The sequence below is a fragment of the Stenotrophomonas sp. YJH_SMC_130 genome (assembly GCF_059369035.1).
The window spans coordinates 48,477-69,853 of sequence record NZ_JCAFSH010000008.1; the positions used below are offsets into that span (position 1 = coordinate 48,477).

The following is a 21,377-nucleotide window of genomic DNA, read 5'->3' on the forward strand; positions in this document are numbered from 1 at the left end:
TTGGCAGCGATCCCCATTCGCCGGGCATGGCCCGGCGCCACCAGTGCTTACGCAGTGCGCGCCAGTGCCAGGCGCAGCAGTCGCGCATCCAGGCGCTCTGCGAAATCCTTCGGTGCCTGCAGACCCATGCGCTGCAGGTACACCGCATCGCCGTCGCCGGCCGGTTGCCGCAGCGCTGCCCAGACGGTGCGCAGCTTGTCGCTGCGGGTCTGCGTGTTGGCCTTCAGCCACGCCAGCGCTTTGACCAGCACCTGCTCGATCTCGTTGAAATCGCTGCCCAGCGGGTAGTCCGGCAGGCTGCCATCGGCGCGGAATGGTGCCAGTGCCGCCGCCAGCGCCTGGGGCGTGTTGCGCTGCAGGCGCTGCGGGTCGGGCTGGGATGCCGCCAGCAGCTTGCGCGAGGCCTGTGCCTGCTGCAGCAGATCGCCCTGGAAGGGCGCTTCGGTAATTGCGGTCATCGCATGCACGCAGTCCTCGTCGGTCAGCCCGCGCAGATCGGCGATGCCGTACTCGTTGAGGTAGATGTCACGCAGGTGGCGAGGGATGGTGGTGTGGCCGTAGTTCCAGCGCACGTTCGATTCCCGGCGGCCCTTGTCATCGCGTGCGGCACGGAACATCAGCACGCTGCGCGCTTCCGGCAGGGCATGTGCCATCGCCACGAAGTTGTACTGGCCGCCCACGCCGGACACCACGCGTCCATCGTCCAGCGCATCCGATACCGCCGCGCCGAGCGCGGTAGCCATCATGCAGGAATTGAAGAAACGCGCATGGCGGCGCTGCAGGCGCTCCAGTGCCTCGTTACCGCCATACAGCTGGTTGATCTCGCTGATGCGGCGCATGCCGATCGCACGGCATTCGTCTTCCGGCAGCGTGCGCAGCCACTCGTAGAACTCCGGCGAGCCCAGGTAGAAGGCGCCATGCAGGTACTCGCCTTCCGCGGCGAGGGTGGCGTGGTCGATCGACAACGTGCTGCCATTCTCGATGCGTTGCATCAGCGCCAGGTCGTCGTGCACCTTGCGCCTGATCACCCCGGTCTGCACCAGGCGGCGGAAGCCCTCATTGAGCATCTCGCTGCAGCCGTACAGGCCCACCTCGAACGGATCCACGCCGCCGATCTCCTGCACCAGCGGGTGGCTGGCCAGCTGCGGATCCAGCGCGTGCAGCACGCGGCGGTAGCGCGCGTTGTCGGTGTGGCGCAGCACCAGCGCATGGCTGAGGGCATCGGCCAGCGTGCCGATGCCGATCTGCAGGGTGCCGCCATCGCGTACCAGGGTGCTGGCATACAGGCCGATGGCGTAGTCGGCGTCGCCGACCGGCTGCCGCGGCAGCCCGAACAGCGCCGGGTACGGCGGAGGCGGAGTGATCACCAGATCGAAGAACGACACATCGACCGTCGCCGAGCCGCCCAGATAGGGCAGCTGCGGATCGATCTCGGCAATCAGCAACGGGCGTGGCAGGCCACGCGCGGTCATCGCATCGAGCGTGTCCTGGGTGATGTCGTTGTTGCACGACAGCGAAAGCCGACGGTCATTCGGCCGCATCGCCACCTTCTGCACGATGACCTGCGGCGCGCGCTGCGCGACCGCGTCGGCGGCATGGGTGTAGTTCAGGCTGGTATAGCTGGATTGCGCCTGCCGCGAACCGAGCAGGGCGCCGGACTGCATGTAGAACTCTTCCACCTGCACGTGCGCTGGCAACGCGTCGCGCGCGATCGCATCGGCATAGGCCAGGCGCGGGAAATCGTCGCCGAAGTGGCGCTGCGCGAACGGCGCAAGGAAGCGTGCCTCCAGGCCGTTGCCACGCGCTTTCGGCGGGTTCAACGACAGCGCGGTATACAGCTGCAGCGGCCGTGAGGGATCGTGCTCGACGCGCGCATACAGGGCGTTGAGCAGCCGATGCGGCTTGCCCAGCGCCAGCGGTGCCCCGATCCGCAGCGGCCCGTCCACGCGCGCAAACAGCCAGTCGACGGCGGCGTCCAGGTCGGTGAGGTGTTCGGTCATGCGCGGCGGTCCTGCGTGTGGGGGAGTGCGGGCATTACAGCATGTCGGGCTTGAACCGCCGTCGACGCGAGACTTCTGCGCCGGACACCATGAACTGCCCATCGCCGCGGTAATGCACCGTGCGCGGCAGTTTCGGCCGGGGCGCAACATGGGCGCGCACGATCTCCCAGATGAACAGATTGCTCGACGCCACCTGGCTGTCGTCGTACAAGCGGCATTCGAAGTTCGAGTGGCACTGCCCGACCAGCGGCGCGCCGACCTCGCGCGCGGGCAGCGCATCGAGCCCGAAACGGGCGAACTTGTCGACCTCGCGGCCGCTGCAGTTGCCGATGTCCACCACGGTATCGAGCAGTTCCACGCCGGGTACGTTGATCACGCACTCGCCACTGCCGACGGCCAGTGCATGGCTGTGGTTTTCATTCCACAGGTAGGTGGCGACCAGCGACGGCGAGAAGCCCATCACCATGTGCCAGCCCATCGTCATCAGGTTGTGCTGGCCGCGCCAGGCGGTGCTGACCAGCACGATCGGGCCGGGTTCGAGGAAGCGGCGGGCCTGCTCGACCGGGAATTCCTTCTTGGGAAGCGCTTTCATCCGGGGCCTCGGCTGGGAGGGCTCGATGCTGGCGCAAAGCCGATGAATCCGGAGTCGAGGGGCTTGACAGCTGGTTCGATTACGTGCGTAATCGATCTGTCGATTACGGATGTAAATCATGACCCCGATCAGCGAAGCCGAAGCCGTTGTGATGGAGGTGCTGTGGCATCAGGCACCGCGTAGTGCCGACGAAGTGGTCGCCGCGCTGGCCCACCGTGACTGGGCCGAGCCGACCATCAAGACCCTGCTCAACCGCCTGCTGACCAAGGGCGCGATCGCCGCCGAGCGCGATGGACGGCGCTATCTGTATCGCCCGCTGTTGCAGCGCCAGGCCTGGGTGGAGGCGCAGAGCCAGGACTTCATCGGCCGTGTCTTCGAAGGGCGCGTGGCGCCGCTGGTGGCGCACTTCAGCGAGCGCGGCCAGCTGAGCGCACAGGACATCGCCGAGCTGAAGAAGCTGATCCAGGAGCTGGATCATGACTGAGCTGCTCGGTGGACTGTGGCAGGCCAGCGTGTGGCTGGCCATGGGGGTGATCCTGCTGGCCGTGCTGCGACCGCTGCTGGTGTGGATGGGGGGCGCTGGACTGGCTTATCGCAGCTGGTGGTTGTTGCCGATGCTGCTGGTGACCTTGCTGCTGCCGTTGCCGCAGGCTGCGCTGTTGCAGCACGTGCCGACAGTGCCGCTGAAAGTCGAGCCAGGGGCGGTGGACGAACTGGCAGGGCCGTCGCTGCCATGGGCACCGCTGTTGCTGCTGGCATGGGCGCTGGGCATGGGCATCTGCCTGCTGCGCGACCTGCGCGCACAGCGTCGTTTCGAACGGCGCATGGGCCCGCTGAAGCCGCGCGCCGATGGCAGCTGGCAGGCCAGTAGTGATCCAGGCCTGCCAGCACTGGTTGGCCTGTGGCGGCCGCGAATCGTGGTTGGCCCGGACTTCGATCAACAGTTCAGCGCACAGGAACAGGGGCTGATCCTGCAGCACGAGCGCAGCCACCGTCGCAATGGCGATCACTGGGCCAACGGCGCGTTGCTGCTGGCGCGCGCGGTGTTCTGGTTCCACCCGCTGCTGTCCTGGGCCGCACGCCGCTTCCTGCGCGACCAGGAACTGGCCTGCGATGCCCGTACCATCGCCCCGCAGCCTGCGCTGCGCGGCCTTTATGCCGGCACGCTGCTGAAGGCGCAGCTGGTCCACCCGGTTGCGCCAGCGGTCTGCCATTGGCGCAGCCAACCCGTGTTGAAGGAGCGTATCGCCATGTTGAAGCAGTCCAAGCGGAAGGCATTGCCGTGGGTATCGGGGCAGGTGCTGGTCGTCGGGTTGTGCCTGGGAATGGGCGCAGTAGCGTGGGCCAGCCAGGGCGGTGCGATGGCCGGCCGCCCGGCAGCGGCGGTCACGGATCGGGAGATCCAGGTCGTCAAGATGCCACCGCCCTCCTATCCCAGGTCCGCGTTCGAGCAACGCCAGGTGGGCGTGGTGAACCTGCGCGTGGAAGTGGACGCCAGCGGCCAACCCACCGATGTCAGAGTGCTCAGTGCCACCAATCCGGGCGTGTTCGACGCGGTGTCGATCACCGCAGCGCGCAGCTGGACCTATCGGCCGGCGATGAAGAACGGCAAGCCGGTGGCAGGCGCAGTGAAGATTCCGATCACCTTTGCGATGGACAACAGCGAGGACGCCCAGTGAAGTCCGCGCCGCTGCTCGTGGTGGCGGCGCTGATGGTGGGGTGTGCGAGCCAGGAACGGCTGGCCACCGTGCACACCCGCAGCGAGAATGTCGGCCACCAGCGACTGCAGCCGCAGGCGGGCGGTGGCAGTGGGCAGTTGCAGGCGTATTCGCTGGGTGCGACCGAGGGCTACCGGATGCCGCAGTTGTATGCGGCACCGGACCCGGAGGTCGGTGATCGCGACCCGCGCGCGGAACTGGCGCCGACCACCATCTGCCTGCAGGTAGTGGTGGATGAGCAGGGCGGTGTCGAACGCAGCATGCCGCTGACCGATCGCCAGGACTGCGCCGCAGGAGCCGCACGCGAGAATGCGCCCCTGATTGAGGCTGCGCAGGAGGCCGTGGCGATGTGGAAGTACTCGTCCGCAGCGGTCTGCCACTTCGCCGCTGGCAAGGTGCCTGCCGACCGCGGCGACTGTCGCGGCGCCGAGCGCGTCGAGCCGGTGGCGGTCACCCTGCAGTACGCCTTCACCTTCGAGATCGTGAAGGGCCAGCACGTGGTGCGTACGCAGGGAAAATGATCGCTCGCGATGACCGGGGTAGCGCCGGGCCATGCCCGGCGGGCGCAGCGGCGTGGATCAGGCTCCACCCTGGATGTTGGCCTTCACCGCCGGTTGCATCAGCTTCGGTTCTTCCAGCGTGGCATCGCGGGCCTGGCGCACGCTGACGAACTCTGCCTCGGCCACGCCGTCATGCACGTGGATGTTGTGCGCGCGCTGTTCGCCGATGGTGGTTTCGTTGGCGAAGTCGCGGCCGCCCGGGCCGTAGTCGTGGCAGACGAACACGCGGGTGGCATCGGGCAGGGCCAGCAGGCGCTGGATCGAGCGGTACAGCTGTGCGGCATCGCCACCCGGGAAATCGCAGCGTGCGGTGCCTCCGTCGGGCATGAATAGCGAGTCACCGGTGAACAGTGCATCGCCGATCAGGTAGGCGATGCTGTCGCTGGTGTGGCCGGGCACGGCGATCACCTGTCCTTGCAGCTCGCCAATGGCAAAGGTTTCGCCGTCGCTGAACAGGTGATCGAAGATCTCATCGGCGGCCGGAAGCTGCAGGCCATAGCGCGGCGCGAACGTTGCCTGCACCGCGCGGATGCCTTCACCGATGGCCAGCGTGGCCTGCGGGAAGCGCTGCTTGAGCCGGCGCCCGGCCGATACATGGTCGGCATGGGCATGGGTTTCCAGCAGCCAGCGCAGCTGAAGGTCCTGCTGTTCGATGGCCTGCAATGCCCCGCGCAGCGGTGATTCGCTGCTGGCGTCGGTGTCCGGGTCGTAGTCCAGGACCGGGTCGATCAGCGCCGCCTCACCGCTGGCCGGATCGCTGACCAGGTAGCTGAAGGTATTGCTGTCACGGTGGAAGAACGACTGCACCTGGACCGGCATCGGGATTCTCCTCAGCGCGTGCCTAGCACGCGATTCAGCAACTGCGCCAGGTTTTCACCGGCCAGTCGCAGCTGCGCTTCGGCCAGCGGCCGGTAGCGCTCGGTGTATTCGTCACCGATTTTATGCGACGCCGGATAAACGCCAGCTTGCATGGAGATGCGGCAGCTGGCTTCGGCCCAGGCCTGCGGGTCGCGCTGCGGGTTGGACTGGCGCGCCAGCTTTGGCGCGCGCTGGCCCTGCAGCACCGGCAGGTAGCCGGCATCGTCCAGCTTGCGGGTGTTGAGCATGCCGCTGTCCCACAGCGAGTGCAGGTTGGTACCGCGGTTGCCGAACTGCAGCTGGAAATCGTTGCCGCCCTTGTCGTGGGCGTAACCGGCGTGCATCGGCTGGTGGATATCGCCGACCAGGTGCACGACGAACTTCAGTGCCTGCAGGCGCTCGCCATCGGTCAGGCTGCGATCACCGAGGATGGCGCTCTGTGCCTTCAGGGCCTCGACGATGCAGTTGCCGTTCTTGCAGTGCTTCGGTGCTTCGTAGTGGCAGTCGTCTTCGGCGATGTTGACGTAGTGCCAGCCGGCCGAGCGACGGCCCAGACCCGGGTCCTTGGCGCGCAGCTGGTCGGCCCAGGGCGCGATGCTGGCCAGCGTGGCGTCTGGCTCGATGGCCAGCAGGCGGTCCACTTCGGCGCGGGCGGCGGGGTTGAGGCGGGCGTCGGCGACTTCGGCAACCAGGCGGTGGCCTTGCGCGCCCCAGGCATGGGCGGGGGCGGAGACGGACAGCAGGGCCGGCGCCAGGGCGGCGGCGAGGAACAGGGAGTGCAGGGCTTTCATGCACACATTCTAGCGGGGTAGGTGGATTGAGGAGCGGCGCGTTCCTGTTCCGAAGTGGGAGCGCAGAGGGAGGGGCGGCGGGACACGCCGTAAATCCGTCCCTGGAGGCTCGATGGCGCCATCCATGGCGCCAACGGTCCCGCAGCGCCTGCCCCTGCAGCCCCATCCAACATGGCCGCGGAGGCGGATGCAAACGTCAAAGGCAACATCAAGAACAAATGCAGGATCAAAATCCGCCTTTTGCAATTGCAGGCAACCATTACGCCTCGGATGTACAGGCTCTGCTCCCCGCCTCGCCCCAGCTCCGGAACCGCTTCAGTCTCAGGCACAAAAAAGCCCCGGCAATCACCGGGGCAACATGCTGCGAGGGTTTGTGCGTGCAGCGGGGGAGCGGGGGCGAAGCCCCCGCAATCAACACACCGCTTAGAACTTGAAGACGTAGGACGCGCCGTAGACCAGCGGATCGATGTTGACGGTGCCGATCTTCTCGCCGTTCAACTTCACCTTGCTGTCGATGTCGATCCAGCGCATGTCCACGCGCAGGGCGCCCTTCTCGCCGATCGCGAAGTCGATGCCCGCATGCGCGGCCAGGCCCCACGAATCCTGCAGCTTCAGCTTGCTGCCGGCCAATGCACCGGTGGTGTCTTCGCTGAAGAAGGTGGTGTAGTTCACGCCCGCGCCGATGAACGGCGACACCTTGCCCTTGCTGTTGAAGTGGTACTGCACGGTCACCACCGGCGGCAGCTGCTTGGTGCTGCCGACGCGGCCCAGGCCGTTGATGTTGATGTCGTGCTTGAACGGCAGTGCGGCCAGCACTTCGATGCCCAGGTTGTCGGCGATGAAGTACTCGCCGGTGATGGTCGGCTTGACGTCGTTGTCGACGTCGACCTTCAGGGTGCCGCCGGCCAGCCAGCCGTTGTTCGACTTCGGCGCCACCTGGTGCACGCCGGCCGAAACGGTCCAGTCGCCCTTGGACTGGGCCATGGCCGGGGCGGCGGCGAGGGACAGGGCGGCGGCCAGGCTGGCCACGATCAGGGGGGAGGTCTTGCGCATGGGGGTGTTCTCGTTGCTGGGTGGATGGCGACAGTCTCGGCCTCACGCCGCGCTAACGCTTTGATCCGGATCAAATCCTGTCCGCCGACCTGCTGGCGGCCCGGCCTGGCCCACGGTGGCCAGCCTCGGCCTGCTAGACTTGTGGGCCCTATCCATCCCGCCGCACCCGTCGCGGCTGCAGGAGCTTGAGAAATGGCAATCAAGGTTGGTATCAACGGTTTCGGTCGCATCGGGCGTAACGTCCTGCGCTCGGCGGTGCTGAACTTCGGCGACGACATCGAAATCGTGGCCATCAACGATCTGCTGGAGCCGGATTACCTGGCCTACATGCTCAAGTACGACTCCGTGCACGGCCGCTTCGAGGCCGACGTGGCGGTGCAGGGCAACGACCTGCTGGTCAACGGCAAGAAGATCCGCCTGACCCAGGAGCGCGACCCGGCCAACCTGAAGTGGGACGAAGTCGGCGCCGACGTGGTGCTGGAAGCCACCGGCCTGTTCCTGACCAAGGAAACCGCGCAGAAGCACATCGATGCCGGCGCCAGGAAGGTCATCATGTCGGCCCCGTCGAAGGACGACACGCCGATGTTCGTGTTCGGCGTGAACGACAAGACCTATGCTGGCCAGGCAATCATCTCCAACGCCTCGTGCACCACCAACTGCCTGGCCCCGCTGGCCAAGGTCATCAACGACAAGTGGGGCATCAAGCGCGGCCTGATGACCACCGTGCATGCGGCCACCGCCACCCAGAAGACCGTCGATGGCCCGTCCAACAAGGACTGGCGCGGTGGCCGTGGCATCCTGGAAAACATCATTCCCTCGTCCACCGGTGCGGCCAAGGCCGTCGGCGTGGTCATCCCGGAACTGAACAAGAAGCTGACCGGCATGAGCTTCCGCGTCCCGACCTCGGACGTGTCGGTGGTCGACCTGACCGTCGAGCTGGAGAAGGAAGCCACCTACGCCGAGATCTGCGCTGAAGTGAAGGCACAGAGCGAAGGCGCGCTGAAGGGCATCCTGGGCTACACCGAAGACAAGGTGGTGGCCACCGATTTCCGCGGCGAGACCTGCACCTCGGTGTTCGACGCCGACGCCGGTATCGCCCTGGACGGCACCTTCGTCAAGCTGGTGACCTGGTACGACAACGAGTGGGGCTACTCCAACAAGTGCCTGGAAATGGCCAAGGTCATCGCCGCCAAGTAAGGCCGGTGTGGATCGAAGACGGACCCCGGCCTGGCCGGGGTTCGTCGTTTATGGGCCCCACCCTGTCGTAGCATGGGGCGGTCGACCGCCGCCGCTGGGGCGCGGGATCGCATTGGAAGCACGCAATGGAAGCACTGATAGCCCTGGTCGTACTGGTTCTTCTGGCCATCCCGCTGTTGCTGGTGGTCGCGCTGGTGATGATTGCCGGCCTGCGCCGCCGCGTCGCTGCGCTGGAAAGCGCGATGGCCGCCGCGCCGGCCGCCGTCAGGCCGGCCGCCACCGCACCCGCGCCTGAACGGCCTGGGGCCGCACCTGCTGCCAGCGCCGATCCACCGTTCCTGCGGCCGGCCGCCGCTGCTGTGCCTCAGCCCCCGCAGCCACCGGTGCGCGAAGCAACGCCCACCGGGGTGCCTGTCCCCCGTCCTGCTGCGCCACCGCCGGTGCCACCGGTGCCGGTGCAGCCGCCGCTGCCTTCCGAACCGGCACTGCCCAATGTCATCGAGCGTGGCATCGGTGCGGTCAAGCGCTGGTTCACCGAAGGCAACGTGCCGGTCAAGATCGGCATGCTGGTGCTGCTGGCCGGTGTCGCTGCGCTGCTGAAGTACGTCAGCGACCAGGGCTGGCTGGTGCTGCCGATCGAACTGCGCCTGGCCGGCGTCACCGTGGCTGCGCTGGGCCTGCTGGCCTTCGGCTGGCACCAGCGCGAACGCCGGCGGCTGTTTGCGCTGGCGCTGCAGGGCGGTGCCATTGGCGTGCTGTTGCTGACCATCTTCGCCGCATTCAAACGGTTCGAGCTGCTCAACCCCGGGTTTGCCTTCGCCAGTTCGATCGCGCTGGTGGCCGGCCTGTGCGTGCTGGCGGTGGTGCAGAACTCGCGCACGTTGGCGGTACTGGGCATCCTGGCCGGCTTCATGGCACCGCTGTGGCTGTCCACCGGCAGTGGCAACCACGTGGGGCTGTTCAGCTACTACGCGGTGCTCAACGCTGGCATCTTCGCCATCGCCTGGTTCCGTCCGTGGCGTGCGCTGAACCTGCTTGGCTTCGCTTTTACCTTCGGCATCGGTACGTTCTGGGGCGTGTTGCAGTACGCGCCGGACAAGTTCAGCAGCACCGAGCCGTTCCTGCTGCTGTTCTTCGCCTTCTACCTGTTGATCCCGCTGCTGTACGCGCGCCGGCAGCCCGCCGGGCGACGTGACCTGGTCGACGGCAGCCTGGTGTTCGGCACGCCCTTGGTCGCCTTCTCGATGCAGGCAGGCATGCTGCACGCGCAACCGATGACGCTGGCGCTGTGCGCGCTGGGCCTGGCGGCGATCTATGCGGTATTGGCCCGGGCGCTGATCGCACGTGCGTCGTACACCGTGCTGGCGCAGTCGCATGCGGTGCTGGCGGTGGGCTTCGCCACGCTGGCGGTGCCGCTGGCATTGTCGGCGCGCGCCACCGGCGCCGTGTTTGCACTGGAAGGTGCTGGCCTGGCGTGGTTGGGGCTGCGCCAGAAGCGCTGGCTGCCGCAGGTCTCCGGCGCGTTGCTGCAGATCGGCGCCGCATTCGCCTTCGTTGCCGGTGGCGATCACTGGCACGAAGACCTGCGCTTCCTGATCAACCCGACCGCCATTGGCGCGCTGCTGCTGGCCCTGGCCGGCTTCGCGTCGGCGTGGAGCTACCAGCGCAGGCCGCGTCATGAGGTCGCACTGGTGTATTACCTGTGGGGCCTGCTGTGGTGGCTGGGCGGCCTGGTCCATGAGATCACCCGCTTCTTCCCGTACCGCACCGAAGTGGACGCGTTGCTGGTGCTGGCCGCGGTCACTGCCTGGCTGGCGGCCGAAGCGCAGCGTCGCCAGCCGGCGCGTGCGCTGGGCGTTACTGCGCTGGCCATGCTCGCGCTGGGCTTCCCGCTGGCCCTGATGCAGAGCGATGCACACCACCAGCCGTTCGCCGGTCATGGCGCGCTGGCCTGGGCGGTGTTCGCGGTGCTGGGCGTGCGGACCCTGCTGTGCCTGCGCCAGGGCGGCGATACCGTGGCCCGCATCGCGCAGTTCCTGTGGTGGCTGCTGTGGCCGTCGCTGCTTTCGCTGCTGGCCTTGTGGGGTGGTGGCGAGGCCGGCCTGGCGCAGGGTTGGACGACCCTGCTGGTGACCTTGCCGTGGCTGCTGATGGCGGCGCTGTCGCTGTGGCGCTGGAACGCATTGCGCTGGCCGCTGGGCGCGGCCTTCGACAGCGTGCGCGTCCCGCTGCAGTGCGTGCTGTTCGGCCTGCTGGCGATCGGCTGGCTGTTCGGCCAGCTGCTGCCGGGCGACGCCGCACCGCTGCTGTGGCTGCCGGTGCTGAATCCGGCGGAGATCGGCCAGTGGCTGAGCTTGTTGCTGCTGGCGCGCTGGCTGTACGGCGATCAGCAACCGCAGGCGCCGCAGGCATTGCTGAACATCCGCATGCCGCTGCTGGCATTGGCGGCCTTCCTCGCGTTGACCAGCCTGGTGCTGCATGGCGTACACCAATGGGGTGGACTGGCGTGGAATGCGTCGATGATGCGCTTCAGCCTGGCGCAGACCAGCCTGACCGTGTTGTGGAGCGTGCTGGGTGTGATTGCCTGGGTGTGGGGTTCGCGTCGCAGCCAGCGTGTGTTGTGGATGGTCGGTGCCGTGCTGATGGGCGTGGTGCTGGCCAAGCTGGTTATTGTCGATCGCCAGCACCTGGGCAACCTGCTGGGCATCGCATCGTTCATCGCCTACGGCCTGCTGTGCACGGTAGTGGGTTATCTGGCACCGGCACCGCCAAGCGCGGCGCCGACCGTGGAGGAAACGCAATGAGGAAGTGGAGCAGGGCGCTGCTGCCGGCGATGTTCGGCATGCTGGCCGCCGTCGTGGTACAGGCGGCTGATTACCGCACGCAGTATGCCGAGCAATGGCCGCTTACATTGTCCAGTGCGCAGTCCGGTGCCTACCGTATCGTGCTGGAGCCGGCGATCTACCGCCGTGCCGTAACCGCCGATCTCAGCGATCTGCAGGTGTTCAACGCGGCCAGCCAGTTGTTGCCGTCGGCACTGCTGGCGCCGGACCAGCCGCTGGCGCAGTCGCCGGTGCAGCGTGAACTGCCGTGGTTCGTGCTGCCGCCGCTGGCCGATGCCCAGCGCAACGACCTGCAGCTGCTGACCGAGCGCGATACCGATGGGCGCGTGCGCCGGGTCGAAGCGCGGGTGGGTGGCGGGGCAGCGGCGAGCGGGCAGGGCGGCTGGCTGATCGACGCCAGCATGCTCGACCAGCAGCCGCTGGCGGCACTGGTGCTGGACTGGACCGACAGCGGCCAGCCGCTGCAGGCGCAGGTGCAGCTGGATGCCAGTGACGACCTGCAGCACTGGCGATCGATTGGCCGCGACGTGCCGCTGGTGGATCTGCAGCGCGCCGGCAAGCGCCTGCTGCAGCGCCGCCTGCAGGTGGACGGCGCTGCACGCTACCTGCGCATCCTGGCGCAGGGCGACTCGCGCCTGCCGACCCTGCGCGGCGTACTGGCGGAACTGCCGCCAGCACCGGCCACGCTGCCTTGGGAATGGCTGTCGCTGGAGCCGACGTCGTTGGGCAAGGGCGAGTACACCTTCGAGATGGATGGCCGGTTCCCGGTGGCGCGTGCCGATGTGGCCAGCACCGATAACAGCCTGGTGCAATGGACGCTGTTCAGCCGCGATGACGAGAGTGCGGAATGGCAACGTCGCAGCGCGCCGTGGATCGCCTACCAGGTACAACAGGGCACGCAGGGCCAGCGCCAGCAGTCGGCGGCACAGCCGCTGGGCGGGGTGCACCGCGACCGCTACTGGAAACTGGTGGCGAATCCGGCGGAAACCGCCACCGCGCCGACACTGCGGTTGGGCTACCAGCCGGAAGTGCTGGTGTTCCTGAGCCAGGGTGCGGCGCCCTACGCACTGGCGGTGGGCAGCGCGACCGCGCGCCGCACGGACGCGCCGATCGGGGTGCTGATCGAGGAACTTCGGCAGCGCAACGATCCTTCGTGGCAGCCGACACTGGCGCGCCTGGAAGGCAGCCCGGAGCCGCTGGCCGGCGATGCAGCACTGAAGCCGCAGCGCGATTGGAAATCGTGGTTGCTATGGGCGTTGCTGGGCCTGGGCGTACTGGTGGTGGGTGGCCTGGCGCTCAGCCTGCTTCGGCAGAAGCCTGCGCCTTCGGAATAGGTTCCAGCGAACGGCGCAGCCCCTCGTGGGTGGGCGGTTGGTCGCGTAAAGCAAAAGCAAAAGCAGCGCTTGGCCGGGCGGGGCGGGTTCGCGGGGGACGCCGCAAGTACGTCCTTGTAGGCTTGGCAGCCGCATCCATGCGGCTGACACCCTCGCGAACCCACCCCGCCCGGCGTCTGACAATTTCCGTGTGCGTCCACCCACGGAAAGAAAAAAAGAAGAGCAAAAGCTGCTTGGCAGGGCGCTCTTTGTAGAGCCGAGCCCATGCTCGGCTGCTGTTCGCGATAGACCCAGCCGAGCACGGGCTCGGCTCTACATTTTTCTCCGGCACCAGAAACCGCTCTTGCCCTTTGCCATCTGCATCACCTCAGGTGCCTGTCGAGGCCGGGGCGGTGTGGGCTGACACCCCTGCCAGCCCACACCACCCCGGCCCACTCACAGCACCACGAAGCGCCAGCGCTTTGGCCGTTGCCGTTGCTGTTGCATTTGCCCTGCGCCTCTGCCTGCCGCAGGCATCGGCCCTCCCACCAGCCGCACCCGATACAATGGCCGTCTGCCGCAGTCCGGCATCCCGTCCCCGAGCCAAAGAGTTGCCCATGTCCATTGTCCGCATGACCGACCTCGACCTCTCCGGCAAGCGCGTGCTGATCCGCCAGGATCTGAACGTGCCGATCGAGAATGGCCGCATCACCTCCGAACAGCGCATCACCGCTTCGCTGCCGACGCTCAAGCGCGCGCTGGAGCAGGGCGCGGCGGTGATGGTCACCTCGCACCTGGGGCGCCCGAAGGAAGGCGTGTGGAGCGAGGCCGATTCGCTGGCACCGGTCGCCCAGCGCCTGTCCGAGCTGCTGGGCCGCGAAGTTCCGCTGGTGCGCGACTGGGTCGACGGCGTCGACGTGCAGCCGGGCCAGCTGGTGCTGCTGGAAAACTGCCGCATGAACGTCGGCGAGGGCAAGGATGACGAGGCCCTGTCGAAGAAGTACGCCGCCCTGTGCGACGTGTTCGTGATGGATGCCTTCGGTACCGCGCACCGTGCGCAGGCTTCCACCCATGGTGTCATCCGCTTCGCACCGGTCGCGGCCGGTGGCCCGCTGCTGATGGCCGAGCTGGACGCGCTGGCGCAGGCGCTGGATGCACCGGCCAAGCCGCTGTTGGCCATCGTCGCCGGCAGCAAGGTCAGCACCAAGCTGGAGTTGCTGGCCAATCTGGTTGGCAAGGTCGACCAGCTGATCGTCGGTGGCGGCATCGCCAACACCTTCATCGCCGCAGCTGGCTACAACGTCGGCAAGTCCCTGTACGAGCCGGACCTGCTGGACACCGCGAAGAAGATCGTGGCCGATGCCAAGGCACGCGGCGCCGACATTCCGCTGCCGGTTGACGTGGTCACCGCCAAGCAGTTCCTGCCCGACGCTGCCGCAGAAGTGAAGGCGGTCGATGCCGTTGCCGAAGACGACCTGATCCTGGACATCGGCCCGCAGACCGCCGCGCAGTACGCGCAGCTGATCGAGAAGGCCGGCACCGTGGTCTGGAACGGCCCGGTCGGCGTGTTCGAGTTCGAAGCCTTCAGCAAGGGCACCGAAGCGCTGGCCCGCGCGATCGCCAGCTCGAAGGCGTTCTCCATCGCCGGCGGTGGCGATACCCTGGCCGCGGTCGACAAGTTCGATATCGCCGGCGACGTCAGCTACATCTCCACTGGTGGTGGTGCGTTCCTGGAATTCCTGGAAGGCAAGACCCTGCCGGCTGTCGCCGCACTCGACGCGCGCGGCGCATGAGTGCCGAGCGCGGCAAGGATGTGCTGTTCTTCGATCTCGACGGCACGCTGATCGATTCGCAGGTGGGCATCACCGCCTGCATCGCCTATGCGCTGCAGAAGATGGACCATCCGGTGCCGCCGCAGGAAACCCTGCTGGGCTGGATCGGTCCGTCGCTGCGCACTACCTTCGCGCCGTTGTTCGTCGAACCGGCGCGGGTGGAACAGGCCGTGGGCTACTACCGGGAGCGCTTCGACGTCGAAGGCTGGCGCGAGCACACGGTGTACCCGCAGGTGGAAGGCACGCTGCGCACGCTGCATGGCCGTGGACACCGGCTGGCGGTGGTCACCGCCAAGAACGAGCCGCACGCACGCCGCATCCTCGCCCACCTGCCGTTTGGTGGGCTGTTCGAGGAGATCGTCGGTTCAACCCTGGATGGCTCGCGCAGCCACAAGCCGGAACTGGTCGGCGAAGCACTGCGCCGGCTGCAGGTGCAGCCGGCACAGTGCTGGATGATCGGCGACCGGCGCATGGACATCGAAGGCGCGCGCCACCATGGCCTGCGCAGTGTCGGCGTGCTGTGGGGCTTTGGCGGAGAGGCGGAATTGACGGAAGCCGGTGCCAGTCAGCTGGCACGTGAGCCGGCGCAGCTGGAAACGCTGCTGGCCTAGCTTCCTGTAGAGCCGAGCCCATGCTCGGCCCCACAGAACCGCCCCTGCGCCAGCGTATGTCCGGACGATGTCCGCTTCATGACCCGCGAAGTCAGGCGGCACAAGGCTGTAACCGTATACATGCGGCGTGAAGGATGTGCTAATTTCCGTTCTTTACCGGGAGAGGCCCATCCACCATGTTCGAGCGTCAGCGTCGCACCAAGATCCTTGCCACCCTCGGTCCGGCCACTGACCCGCCGGGCGTGCTGGAGGATCTGTTCCGCGCCGGCGTCAACGTGGTGCGCCTGAACTTCAGCCATGGCGATCCGTCCGGCCAGGCCAAGCGTGCCGCCGAAGTGCGTGCCGCTGCGGCCCGCGTGGGCGTGGAAGTGGGCATCCTGGCCGACCTGCCGGGCCCGAAGATCCGCATCGAGCGCTTCGCCGAAGGCAAGGTGCAGCTGAAGGCGGGCGACCGCTTCGACCTGATCGCCAGCGAGAACGCCGGCCCGGGCACTGCCAGCGAGGTGGGCGTGAGCTACCTTGGCCTGCCGCAGGACGTCGGCCCGGGTGATGTGCTGCTGCTCGACGACGGCCTGATGCAGTTGCAGGTGGTGGAAGTGCAGGGCGACCGTATCGTCAACACCGTGCTGAATGATGGTGTGTTGTCCGACCGCAAGGGCCTGAACAAGCAGGGCGGCGGCCTCTCGCTGGGTGCGCTGACCGAGCGCGACAAGGAGCTGATCGGCATCGTTGCCAAGATCGGCGTGGACTTCATCGCCGTGTCGTTCTGCCGCAATGCGCAGGACATGAACGATGCGCGCGACATCGCCCGTTCGCACGGCTGTGATGCCGCGCTGGTGTCGAAGATCGAGCGCACCGAGGCAATCGAGAACCTGGAAGAAATCGTCGAGGCCAGCGACGTGGTGATGGTCGCCCGTGGCGACCTGGGCGTGGAAATCGGCGATGCCGAGCTGCCGGGCCTGCAGAAGAAGATCATCAAGGCCTCGCTGGCGCAGAACAAGGTGGTGATCACCGCCACGCAGATGCTGCAGTCGATGGTGGAAAGCCCGATCCCGACCCGCGCCGAAGTACTGGACGTGGCCAACTCGGTCATCGACGGCACCGACGCGGTGATGCTGTCGGCGGAAACTGCCGCTGGCGCCTACCCGGTCAAGGCCGTGGAGGCGATGGCACGCATCTGCCTGGGGGCCGAGCGCCAGTTCCAGACCGAGACCGACTTCAACGCGTCGCCGCGCAACCTGGAACGTGCCGACCAGGCGATTGCCATGGCCACCATGTTCCTGTCGCAGCACGTGGGCGTGCGCGCGATCGTGGCGATGACCGAATCCGGTGGCACCGCACGTTACCTGTCGCGTTTCCGCGCCAAGGCGCCGGTGTTCGCGGTGACCCGCCATGATGGCGCGCGCCGCCAGATGGCGCTGATGCGCGATGTGTTCCCGATCAACTTCGACAGCCGCGGCCTGACCCCGCGCGAAGCCGCGCGCGGCAGCATCCGCCTGCTGGTTGAATCGGAACTGCTGCAGGCCGGTGATCGCGTCGTGTTCACCAGTGGCGAGCACATGGAAACCCACGGTGCCACCAATACCCTGCGCCTGCTGGAAGTGGGTGAGGACGGCCGCGCCATCGGCCTGGGCGACCTGTAAGTAGTGCTGCCCTGGGGCCGGCGCCGCGTTGCGGATCCGACCCCGGGGTCAGACCCCCGCAGAGGCCCTGACCCCCGACGGCGGGACACGGCGTGTCCGGTGCGGACATTGGAAGCGTTTCCATCCTGTCCTCCACGGCGAGGCAACGGGCCGCGGGGCTATACTTGTGTTTTTCCCGCACCCGCCACAGGAAATACATGAGCATCGAACAGCTGGCTGAAACCGCCCAGGCCATGGTCGCCCCGGGCAAGGGCATCATCGCGATCGACGAATCCACCGCTACCATCGCCAAGCGTTTCGCCGGCGTCGGTATCGAGAACACCGAGGAGAACCGTCGCGCCTACCGCGAGCTGCTGCTGACCACGCCGAAGCTCAACGAGCACATTTCCGGCGCCATCCTGTTTGACGAAACCATCCGCCAGTCGACCAAGGACGGCGTGCCGTTCGCCAAGTACATGGCCGACCACGGCATGATTCCGGGCATCAAGGTGGACAAGGGTGCGCACCCGCTGGCCGGCTGCCCGGGCGAGCTGGTGACCGAAGGCCTCGATGGCCTGCGTGAGCGCCTGCAGGAGTACTACAAGCTGGGCGCGCGCTTCGCCAAGTGGCGTGCGGTCATCAACATCGGCGAGAGCATCCCGTCGGGCACCTGCATCGAGTCCAACGCCCATGCGCTGGCCCGCTATGCAGCGCTGTGCCAGGAATGCGGCCTGGTGCCGATGGTCGAGCCGGAAGTGATCATGGACGGCGATCACGACATCGAAACCTGCTACGAAGTCACCGAAGCCACCCTGCGTTCGCTGTTCGACGCCCTGTACCAGCAGAACGTGCTGCTGGAAGGCACCATCCTGAAGGCGTCGATGGTCATCTCCGGCAAGGGCTGCGATGAGCAGGCAGACGTCGAGGAAGTGGCCGAATCGACCGTGATGTGCCTGAAGAGCACCGTGCCGGCGATCCTGCCGGGCGTGGTGTTCCTGTCCGGTGGCCAGAGCGACGAGCAGTCCACCGAGCACCTGAACGCGATGAACCAGCTGGGCAACCTGCCGTGGCCGCTGAGCTTCTCCTACGGCCGCGCCATGCAGCAGGCCGCGCTGAAGCTGTGGGCCAAGGACATGAAGGGCAACTACGCTGCTGCCCAGAAGACCGTGTACGAGCGCGCCAGGGACAACGGCCTGGCGGCGCTGGGCAAGTGGAACGGTTGATCCGTCCCATCGCTGGATGAACAAGGCAGCGCCGGCATCACGCCGGCGTTTGCTTTTGCGGGTATCTTTTCCGCCCCCATGCGCCCGGCCGGTGCGTGGGAACCACATGGAAGGCCAAGGAGAAACAACATGCGTTTGGCAGCAATCACACTGGCCGTAGCCACGGTCCTGGTCGCCGGCGGGTGCAACCGCATCGGCGGCGGCGCGGATGCGGGCAAGGCCGCGTCGCTCGATTTCGACAAGCCGGTCTCCGGCGAGATCACCTCGCGCAGCGGCATCAACTTCAACGACGGCAGCCATCACCAGCTCTACCAGATCAAGCTGGAAGACAGGGATCTGGTCGGCCTGAAGCTTACTGGTGCCCTCAGCGGCTCGATTGCGGTGTTCAACAACGGCAGCCTGGTATCCACCAGCAACACCGGCTATGAGCGCGAGGGGGACGTCTCGCTGGCTTTCCGCGCCAACGGCAGTGGTACCTACCAGGTGGCAGTCAACGCCGATGGCCCGACCGCGTTCGGCCCTTATCGCCTTCGCGCCGAGAAGCTGAAGCCGTACGACGGCAAGCCGCTGGTGGGCAGTGGCGAGATCGTCGATATGCTGGCCAGCAACTCGCAGGACTACACCTTGCAGGTGGACAAGGCGGGCCTGTACGAGATCCGGCTGGTCTCGGATGCCTTCGACCCGGTGCTGAAGCTTTCCGGGCAGGGCGTGGATGCCGAGAATGACGACGGCGGCGACAGCACCAACTCGCGCCTGACCCTGTCACTGAAGCCGGGCAAGTACACGCTGACCGCGCGCGGCCTCGGCGACGGCGTCAGTGGCATGTTCACCTTGTCGGCCAATCGCATCGAGCTGCCGGGCAACCTGGTCGATCGCGATGGCACCGCATTGCCGAAGTCCGGCAGCGTGTACACGATGCTCGACAACGATGGCGTCCGCCGCTTCCTGCTGACGTTGGACCGTCCGACCAATGTGCGGTTGGATGCGATCTCCGGCCAGCTCGATACCGTGCTGCGCGTGGTTGGCGGCGATGTCGAACTGACCGACGATGACGGTGGCAGCGATACCAACGCACGCCTGGAAGAAGCATTGCCGGCTGGTCATTACACCGTCGAGGTGTCCAGCCTGAGCAACGGCGCGGGCATGGTGGAAGTACGCGTGCAGGTGGACGGCGCCAGCGCCGACGAGGCTGCGGCCTCGGCGGCAAGTGCCGCTGCCGACGCCGCCGCTGCTGTGGCCGATGACGCCACCGCGGTGGAAGCTGCCAGCCGTTGAACGTGTTCCACACTCCGTGGGAGTGTGGACAACGGTGCTACAGGAAAGGCCGGGCAATGCCCGGCCTTTCCTTGACGCTGACCGCCGGATTCAGTGCGCGGCGGCAAGGCCCGCATCACCCAGGGGCGGCAGCAGCGACCCACGCGGTTCGCTGTCAGCACTTTGCCCGGCGGCGCTCAACGCCTGCTGGTAGGCCTTGGCCGTTGCGGTATTGAACGCCACCAGCACGATGCGCATCGGTTGCGCATGGCTGCGCTGCCAGGCCAGTGTTTCGGTGACAGCGATCTGCGCGGCCTGGTACAACGGGTAGCCATACACGCCGCAGCTGATCGCCGGGAAGGCGATGGAGTGCACGCCCAGTGATTCGGCCAGCTGCAGTGACTTCCAGTAGCAGTTGGCCAGCAACGCCGGTTCATCGCGCTGGCCGTCGTGCCAGACCGGGCCTACCGTGTGCAGTACATGGCGCGCCGGCAACGCATGGGCACCGGTGGCGCGCACTTCACCCGTCGGGCAACGCACGCCCGGGCGCAGCTCCGGCAACTGCTCGCATTCGGCCCGCAAGGCGGGCCCGGCTGCACGATGGATCGCGCCGTCTACACCGCCGCCACCGAGCAGCGTTTCATTGGCCGCGTTGACGATCGCATCCACCGCCAGGGTCGTGATGTCGCCCTGCCAAACCTCGATCTTCATGCGTCCGTCTCCTGCCTGTGAGGTGATCCGCGCAGCATCTGCGCCGGCTGTTCCCACGGTAGGGGACAGGGCATCGATGCTGCGTCATGACCGTCTCACGCGCTGCGATCCAACGGCCTTCGCGCACGATGGCGGGCGACGCCTTCACGCAGGCTGAAGCGGGAAGGGGGCGGATCCTTTTCCGAATGGAATAGGCTCTGACCCCGGCTGTTACGGCAGGCCGGCCAGCCAGTCGTCGTCGGATCCTTCGTTCACATCGGCGAACAGCGGTGTGGAGAAGTAACGTTCACCAGTATCCGGCAGCATCGCAAGGATCACCGAGCCCGGTTCAGCGCGGGCAGCGATGTCCAGTGCGCTGGCCACGGTGGCGCCGGCGGAGATGCCGACGAAGATGCCTTCCTCGGCGGCCAGGCGACGCGCGGTGGCGATCGCGCGATCATCTTCGACCGAGACCAGTTCATCCACCACGTCGCGGTTGAGCACGTCCGGCACGAAGTCCGGGGTCCAGCCCTGGATCTTGTGCGGCTTCCAGTCATCCCCCTTGAGCAGGGCGGCGCCGGCCGGTTCGGTGGCGATGATGCGGGTCTGCGGGCGTGCCACCTTCAGCACTTCGCCTACGCCAGTGAGCGTGCCGCCGGTGCCCCAGCCGCTGACGAAGTAATCCAGCCGCTTGCCGGCGAAGTCGCGCAGGATCTCGGCAGCGGTGGTGTTGCGGTGATACGCCGGGTTGGCCGGGTTGGCGAACTGGCTGGCCAGGAACCAGCCGTGCTGCTCGGCCAGCTCGGCCGCCCTGCGCACCATGCCGCTGCCGCGCTCGGCGGCCGGGGTCAGGATCACCTTGGCGCCGTAGGCACGCATCAGCTTGCGGCGCTCGACCGAGAAGGTTTCGACCATGGTGGCCACGAACTTGTAGCCGCGCGCGGCGGCGACCATCGCCAGTGCTACGCCGGTGTTGCCCGAGGTGGCCTCCACGATCGTGTCGCCCGGCTTGAGCAGGCCACGTGCTTCGGCATCGAGGATGATCGCCAGTGCCAGGCGGTCCTTCACCGAGCCGCCCGGGTTGAACGACTCGACCTTGGCGTAGACGCTGACCTGCGGGGGCGCCAGGCGCTGCAGCCTGACGATGGGGGTGTTGCCGACGGTATCGAGGATGGAGTCGTACAGGGCCATGGGAGCGCTCCGGAAACGGGGCCGCGCCG

At 67.1% G+C, this 21,377-nt stretch carries 18 protein-coding genes; 11 read left to right on the plus strand and 7 right to left on the minus strand.

What is annotated here, in order from left to right; genetic code table 11:
• Nucleotides 1-47: 47 nt before the first annotated feature.
• On the minus strand, nucleotides 48-2,000 hold the full coding sequence (locus AC5P5V_RS11725; protein WP_134968091.1) for an acetyl-CoA hydrolase/transferase C-terminal domain-containing protein: 1,953 nt from the start codon (nucleotides 1,998-2,000) through the stop codon (nucleotides 48-50).
• Nucleotides 2,001-2,034: 34 nt separating this feature from the next.
• Nucleotides 2,035-2,592, minus strand: a complete 558-nt coding sequence (locus AC5P5V_RS11730; RefSeq protein WP_005418896.1) for a flavin reductase family protein — start codon at nucleotides 2,590-2,592, stop codon at nucleotides 2,035-2,037.
• A 118-nt stretch (nucleotides 2,593-2,710) separates the two neighbouring features.
• Here AC5P5V_RS11730 and AC5P5V_RS11735 point away from each other — a divergent pair, with 118 nt between their 5' ends.
• From AC5P5V_RS11735 to AC5P5V_RS11745, 3 genes are read left to right on the plus strand one after another with little or no spacing between them, the layout of a single operon-like run.
• Entirely contained in the window at nucleotides 2,711-3,076 is a 366-nt protein-coding gene (locus tag AC5P5V_RS11735; RefSeq protein WP_061479327.1) for a BlaI/MecI/CopY family transcriptional regulator, read from the plus strand.
• The gene (locus tag AC5P5V_RS11740; protein WP_134968092.1) at nucleotides 3,069-4,271 is read left to right on the plus strand and encodes a M56 family metallopeptidase; all 1,203 of its coding nucleotides are present in this window, start codon (nucleotides 3,069-3,071) and stop codon (nucleotides 4,269-4,271) included. Before AC5P5V_RS11735 ends, AC5P5V_RS11740 begins: the two co-directional genes overlap by 8 nt.
• Nucleotides 4,268-4,831: a hypothetical protein gene (locus tag AC5P5V_RS11745; protein WP_134968093.1), complete on the plus strand. Its 564-nt coding sequence runs from the start codon at nucleotides 4,268-4,270 to the stop codon at nucleotides 4,829-4,831. The genes AC5P5V_RS11740 and AC5P5V_RS11745 overlap by 4 nt, the downstream gene beginning before the upstream one ends.
• Before the next feature lie 57 nt (nucleotides 4,832-4,888).
• Here the strand turns inward: AC5P5V_RS11745 and AC5P5V_RS11750 are convergent, their stop codons facing one another.
• The 3 genes from AC5P5V_RS11750 to AC5P5V_RS11760 all read right to left on the minus strand — a co-directional run bounded on the left by AC5P5V_RS11750 (nucleotide 4,889) and on the right by AC5P5V_RS11760 (nucleotide 7,572).
• Nucleotides 4,889-5,689 (minus strand): MBL fold metallo-hydrolase, encoded by an 801-nt coding sequence (locus AC5P5V_RS11750; RefSeq protein WP_061479324.1) that lies wholly within the window; start codon nucleotides 5,687-5,689, stop codon nucleotides 4,889-4,891.
• An 11-nt stretch (nucleotides 5,690-5,700) separates the two neighbouring features.
• Nucleotides 5,701-6,519, minus strand: a complete 819-nt coding sequence (locus AC5P5V_RS11755) for a S1/P1 nuclease (protein WP_061479323.1) — start codon at nucleotides 6,517-6,519, stop codon at nucleotides 5,701-5,703.
• A gap of 423 nt (nucleotides 6,520-6,942) precedes the next feature.
• Nucleotides 6,943-7,572, minus strand: a complete 630-nt coding sequence (locus tag AC5P5V_RS11760) for an OmpW/AlkL family protein (protein ID WP_061479321.1) — start codon at nucleotides 7,570-7,572, stop codon at nucleotides 6,943-6,945.
• A gap of 192 nt (nucleotides 7,573-7,764) precedes the next feature.
• On the opposite strand from AC5P5V_RS11760, the gene gap reads away from it, so the two are divergent.
• From gap to AC5P5V_RS11800, 8 genes are all read left to right on the plus strand, one after another.
• Complete coding sequence (gap, locus tag AC5P5V_RS11765; protein WP_061479320.1) at nucleotides 7,765-8,769, plus strand: type I glyceraldehyde-3-phosphate dehydrogenase; 1,005 nt, start codon at nucleotides 7,765-7,767, stop codon at nucleotides 8,767-8,769.
• A 125-nt stretch (nucleotides 8,770-8,894) separates the two neighbouring features.
• Nucleotides 8,895-11,573 (plus strand): DUF2339 domain-containing protein, encoded by a 2,679-nt coding sequence (locus tag AC5P5V_RS11770; RefSeq protein WP_231352272.1) that lies wholly within the window; start codon nucleotides 8,895-8,897, stop codon nucleotides 11,571-11,573.
• Nucleotides 11,570-12,946, plus strand: a complete 1,377-nt coding sequence (locus AC5P5V_RS11775) for a DUF3999 domain-containing protein (RefSeq protein ID WP_061479318.1) — start codon at nucleotides 11,570-11,572, stop codon at nucleotides 12,944-12,946. Before AC5P5V_RS11770 ends, AC5P5V_RS11775 begins: the two co-directional genes overlap by 4 nt.
• A 596-nt stretch (nucleotides 12,947-13,542) precedes the next feature.
• Nucleotides 13,543-14,718 (plus strand): phosphoglycerate kinase, encoded by a 1,176-nt coding sequence (locus tag AC5P5V_RS11780; protein WP_061479317.1) that lies wholly within the window; start codon nucleotides 13,543-13,545, stop codon nucleotides 14,716-14,718.
• Entirely contained in the window at nucleotides 14,715-15,368 is a 654-nt protein-coding gene (locus AC5P5V_RS11785; protein WP_049413168.1) for an HAD hydrolase-like protein, read from the plus strand. The genes AC5P5V_RS11780 and AC5P5V_RS11785 overlap by 4 nt, the downstream gene beginning before the upstream one ends.
• A gap of 176 nt (nucleotides 15,369-15,544) precedes the next feature.
• Nucleotides 15,545-17,011, plus strand: coding sequence for a pyruvate kinase (gene pyk / locus AC5P5V_RS11790; protein WP_005418863.1), 1,467 nt, complete (start codon nucleotides 15,545-15,547; stop codon nucleotides 17,009-17,011).
• A 197-nt stretch (nucleotides 17,012-17,208) separates the two neighbouring features.
• Nucleotides 17,209-18,213 carry a class I fructose-bisphosphate aldolase gene (locus tag AC5P5V_RS11795; protein WP_005418861.1) on the plus strand — a complete coding sequence of 335 codons (1,005 nt, stop codon included), beginning with the start codon at nucleotides 17,209-17,211 and terminating at the stop codon, nucleotides 18,211-18,213.
• A 129-nt stretch (nucleotides 18,214-18,342) separates the two neighbouring features.
• Nucleotides 18,343-19,488 carry an ABC transporter substrate-binding protein gene (locus AC5P5V_RS11800; RefSeq protein WP_134968094.1) on the plus strand — a complete coding sequence of 382 codons (1,146 nt, stop codon included), beginning with the start codon at nucleotides 18,343-18,345 and terminating at the stop codon, nucleotides 19,486-19,488.
• Between the two features lie 90 nt (nucleotides 19,489-19,578).
• Here AC5P5V_RS11800 and AC5P5V_RS11805 read toward each other — a convergent pair whose 3' ends face one another.
• Nucleotides 19,579-20,178, minus strand: coding sequence for an O-acetyl-ADP-ribose deacetylase (locus AC5P5V_RS11805; RefSeq protein ID WP_065185299.1), 600 nt, complete (start codon nucleotides 20,176-20,178; stop codon nucleotides 19,579-19,581).
• A gap of 210 nt (nucleotides 20,179-20,388) precedes the next feature.
• A complete protein-coding gene (gene cysK, locus AC5P5V_RS11810) occupies nucleotides 20,389-21,348 on the minus strand; it encodes a cysteine synthase A (protein ID WP_061479314.1) in 960 nt (319 codons plus the stop codon).
• Nucleotides 21,349-21,377 lie beyond the last annotated feature (29 nt).

Coding starts and splice junctions, on each gene's coding strand:
- AC5P5V_RS11725 (WP_134968091.1), bottom strand. CDS start 2,000: ATGACCGAACACCTCACCGACCTGGACGCCGCCGTCGACTGGCTGTTT.
- AC5P5V_RS11730 (WP_005418896.1), bottom strand. CDS start 2,592: ATGAAAGCGCTTCCCAAGAAGGAATTCCCGGTCGAGCAGGCCCGCCGC.
- AC5P5V_RS11735 (WP_061479327.1), top strand. CDS start 2,711: ATGACCCCGATCAGCGAAGCCGAAGCCGTTGTGATGGAGGTGCTGTGG.
- AC5P5V_RS11740 (WP_134968092.1), top strand. CDS start 3,069: ATGACTGAGCTGCTCGGTGGACTGTGGCAGGCCAGCGTGTGGCTGGCC.
- AC5P5V_RS11750 (WP_061479324.1), bottom strand. CDS start 5,689: ATGCCGGTCCAGGTGCAGTCGTTCTTCCACCGTGACAGCAATACCTTC.
- AC5P5V_RS11755 (WP_061479323.1), bottom strand. CDS start 6,519: ATGAAAGCCCTGCACTCCCTGTTCCTCGCCGCCGCCCTGGCGCCGGCC.
- AC5P5V_RS11760 (WP_061479321.1), bottom strand. CDS start 7,572: ATGCGCAAGACCTCCCCCCTGATCGTGGCCAGCCTGGCCGCCGCCCTG.
- gap (WP_061479320.1), top strand. CDS start 7,765: ATGGCAATCAAGGTTGGTATCAACGGTTTCGGTCGCATCGGGCGTAAC.
- AC5P5V_RS11770 (WP_231352272.1), top strand. CDS start 8,895: ATGGAAGCACTGATAGCCCTGGTCGTACTGGTTCTTCTGGCCATCCCG.
- AC5P5V_RS11775 (WP_061479318.1), top strand. CDS start 11,570: ATGAGGAAGTGGAGCAGGGCGCTGCTGCCGGCGATGTTCGGCATGCTG.
- AC5P5V_RS11780 (WP_061479317.1), top strand. CDS start 13,543: ATGTCCATTGTCCGCATGACCGACCTCGACCTCTCCGGCAAGCGCGTG.
- AC5P5V_RS11785 (WP_049413168.1), top strand. CDS start 14,715: ATGAGTGCCGAGCGCGGCAAGGATGTGCTGTTCTTCGATCTCGACGGC.
- pyk (WP_005418863.1), top strand. CDS start 15,545: ATGTTCGAGCGTCAGCGTCGCACCAAGATCCTTGCCACCCTCGGTCCG.
- AC5P5V_RS11795 (WP_005418861.1), top strand. CDS start 17,209: ATGAGCATCGAACAGCTGGCTGAAACCGCCCAGGCCATGGTCGCCCCG.
- AC5P5V_RS11800 (WP_134968094.1), top strand. CDS start 18,343: ATGCGTTTGGCAGCAATCACACTGGCCGTAGCCACGGTCCTGGTCGCC.
- AC5P5V_RS11805 (WP_065185299.1), bottom strand. CDS start 20,178: ATGAAGATCGAGGTTTGGCAGGGCGACATCACGACCCTGGCGGTGGAT.
- cysK (WP_061479314.1), bottom strand. CDS start 21,348: ATGGCCCTGTACGACTCCATCCTCGATACCGTCGGCAACACCCCCATC.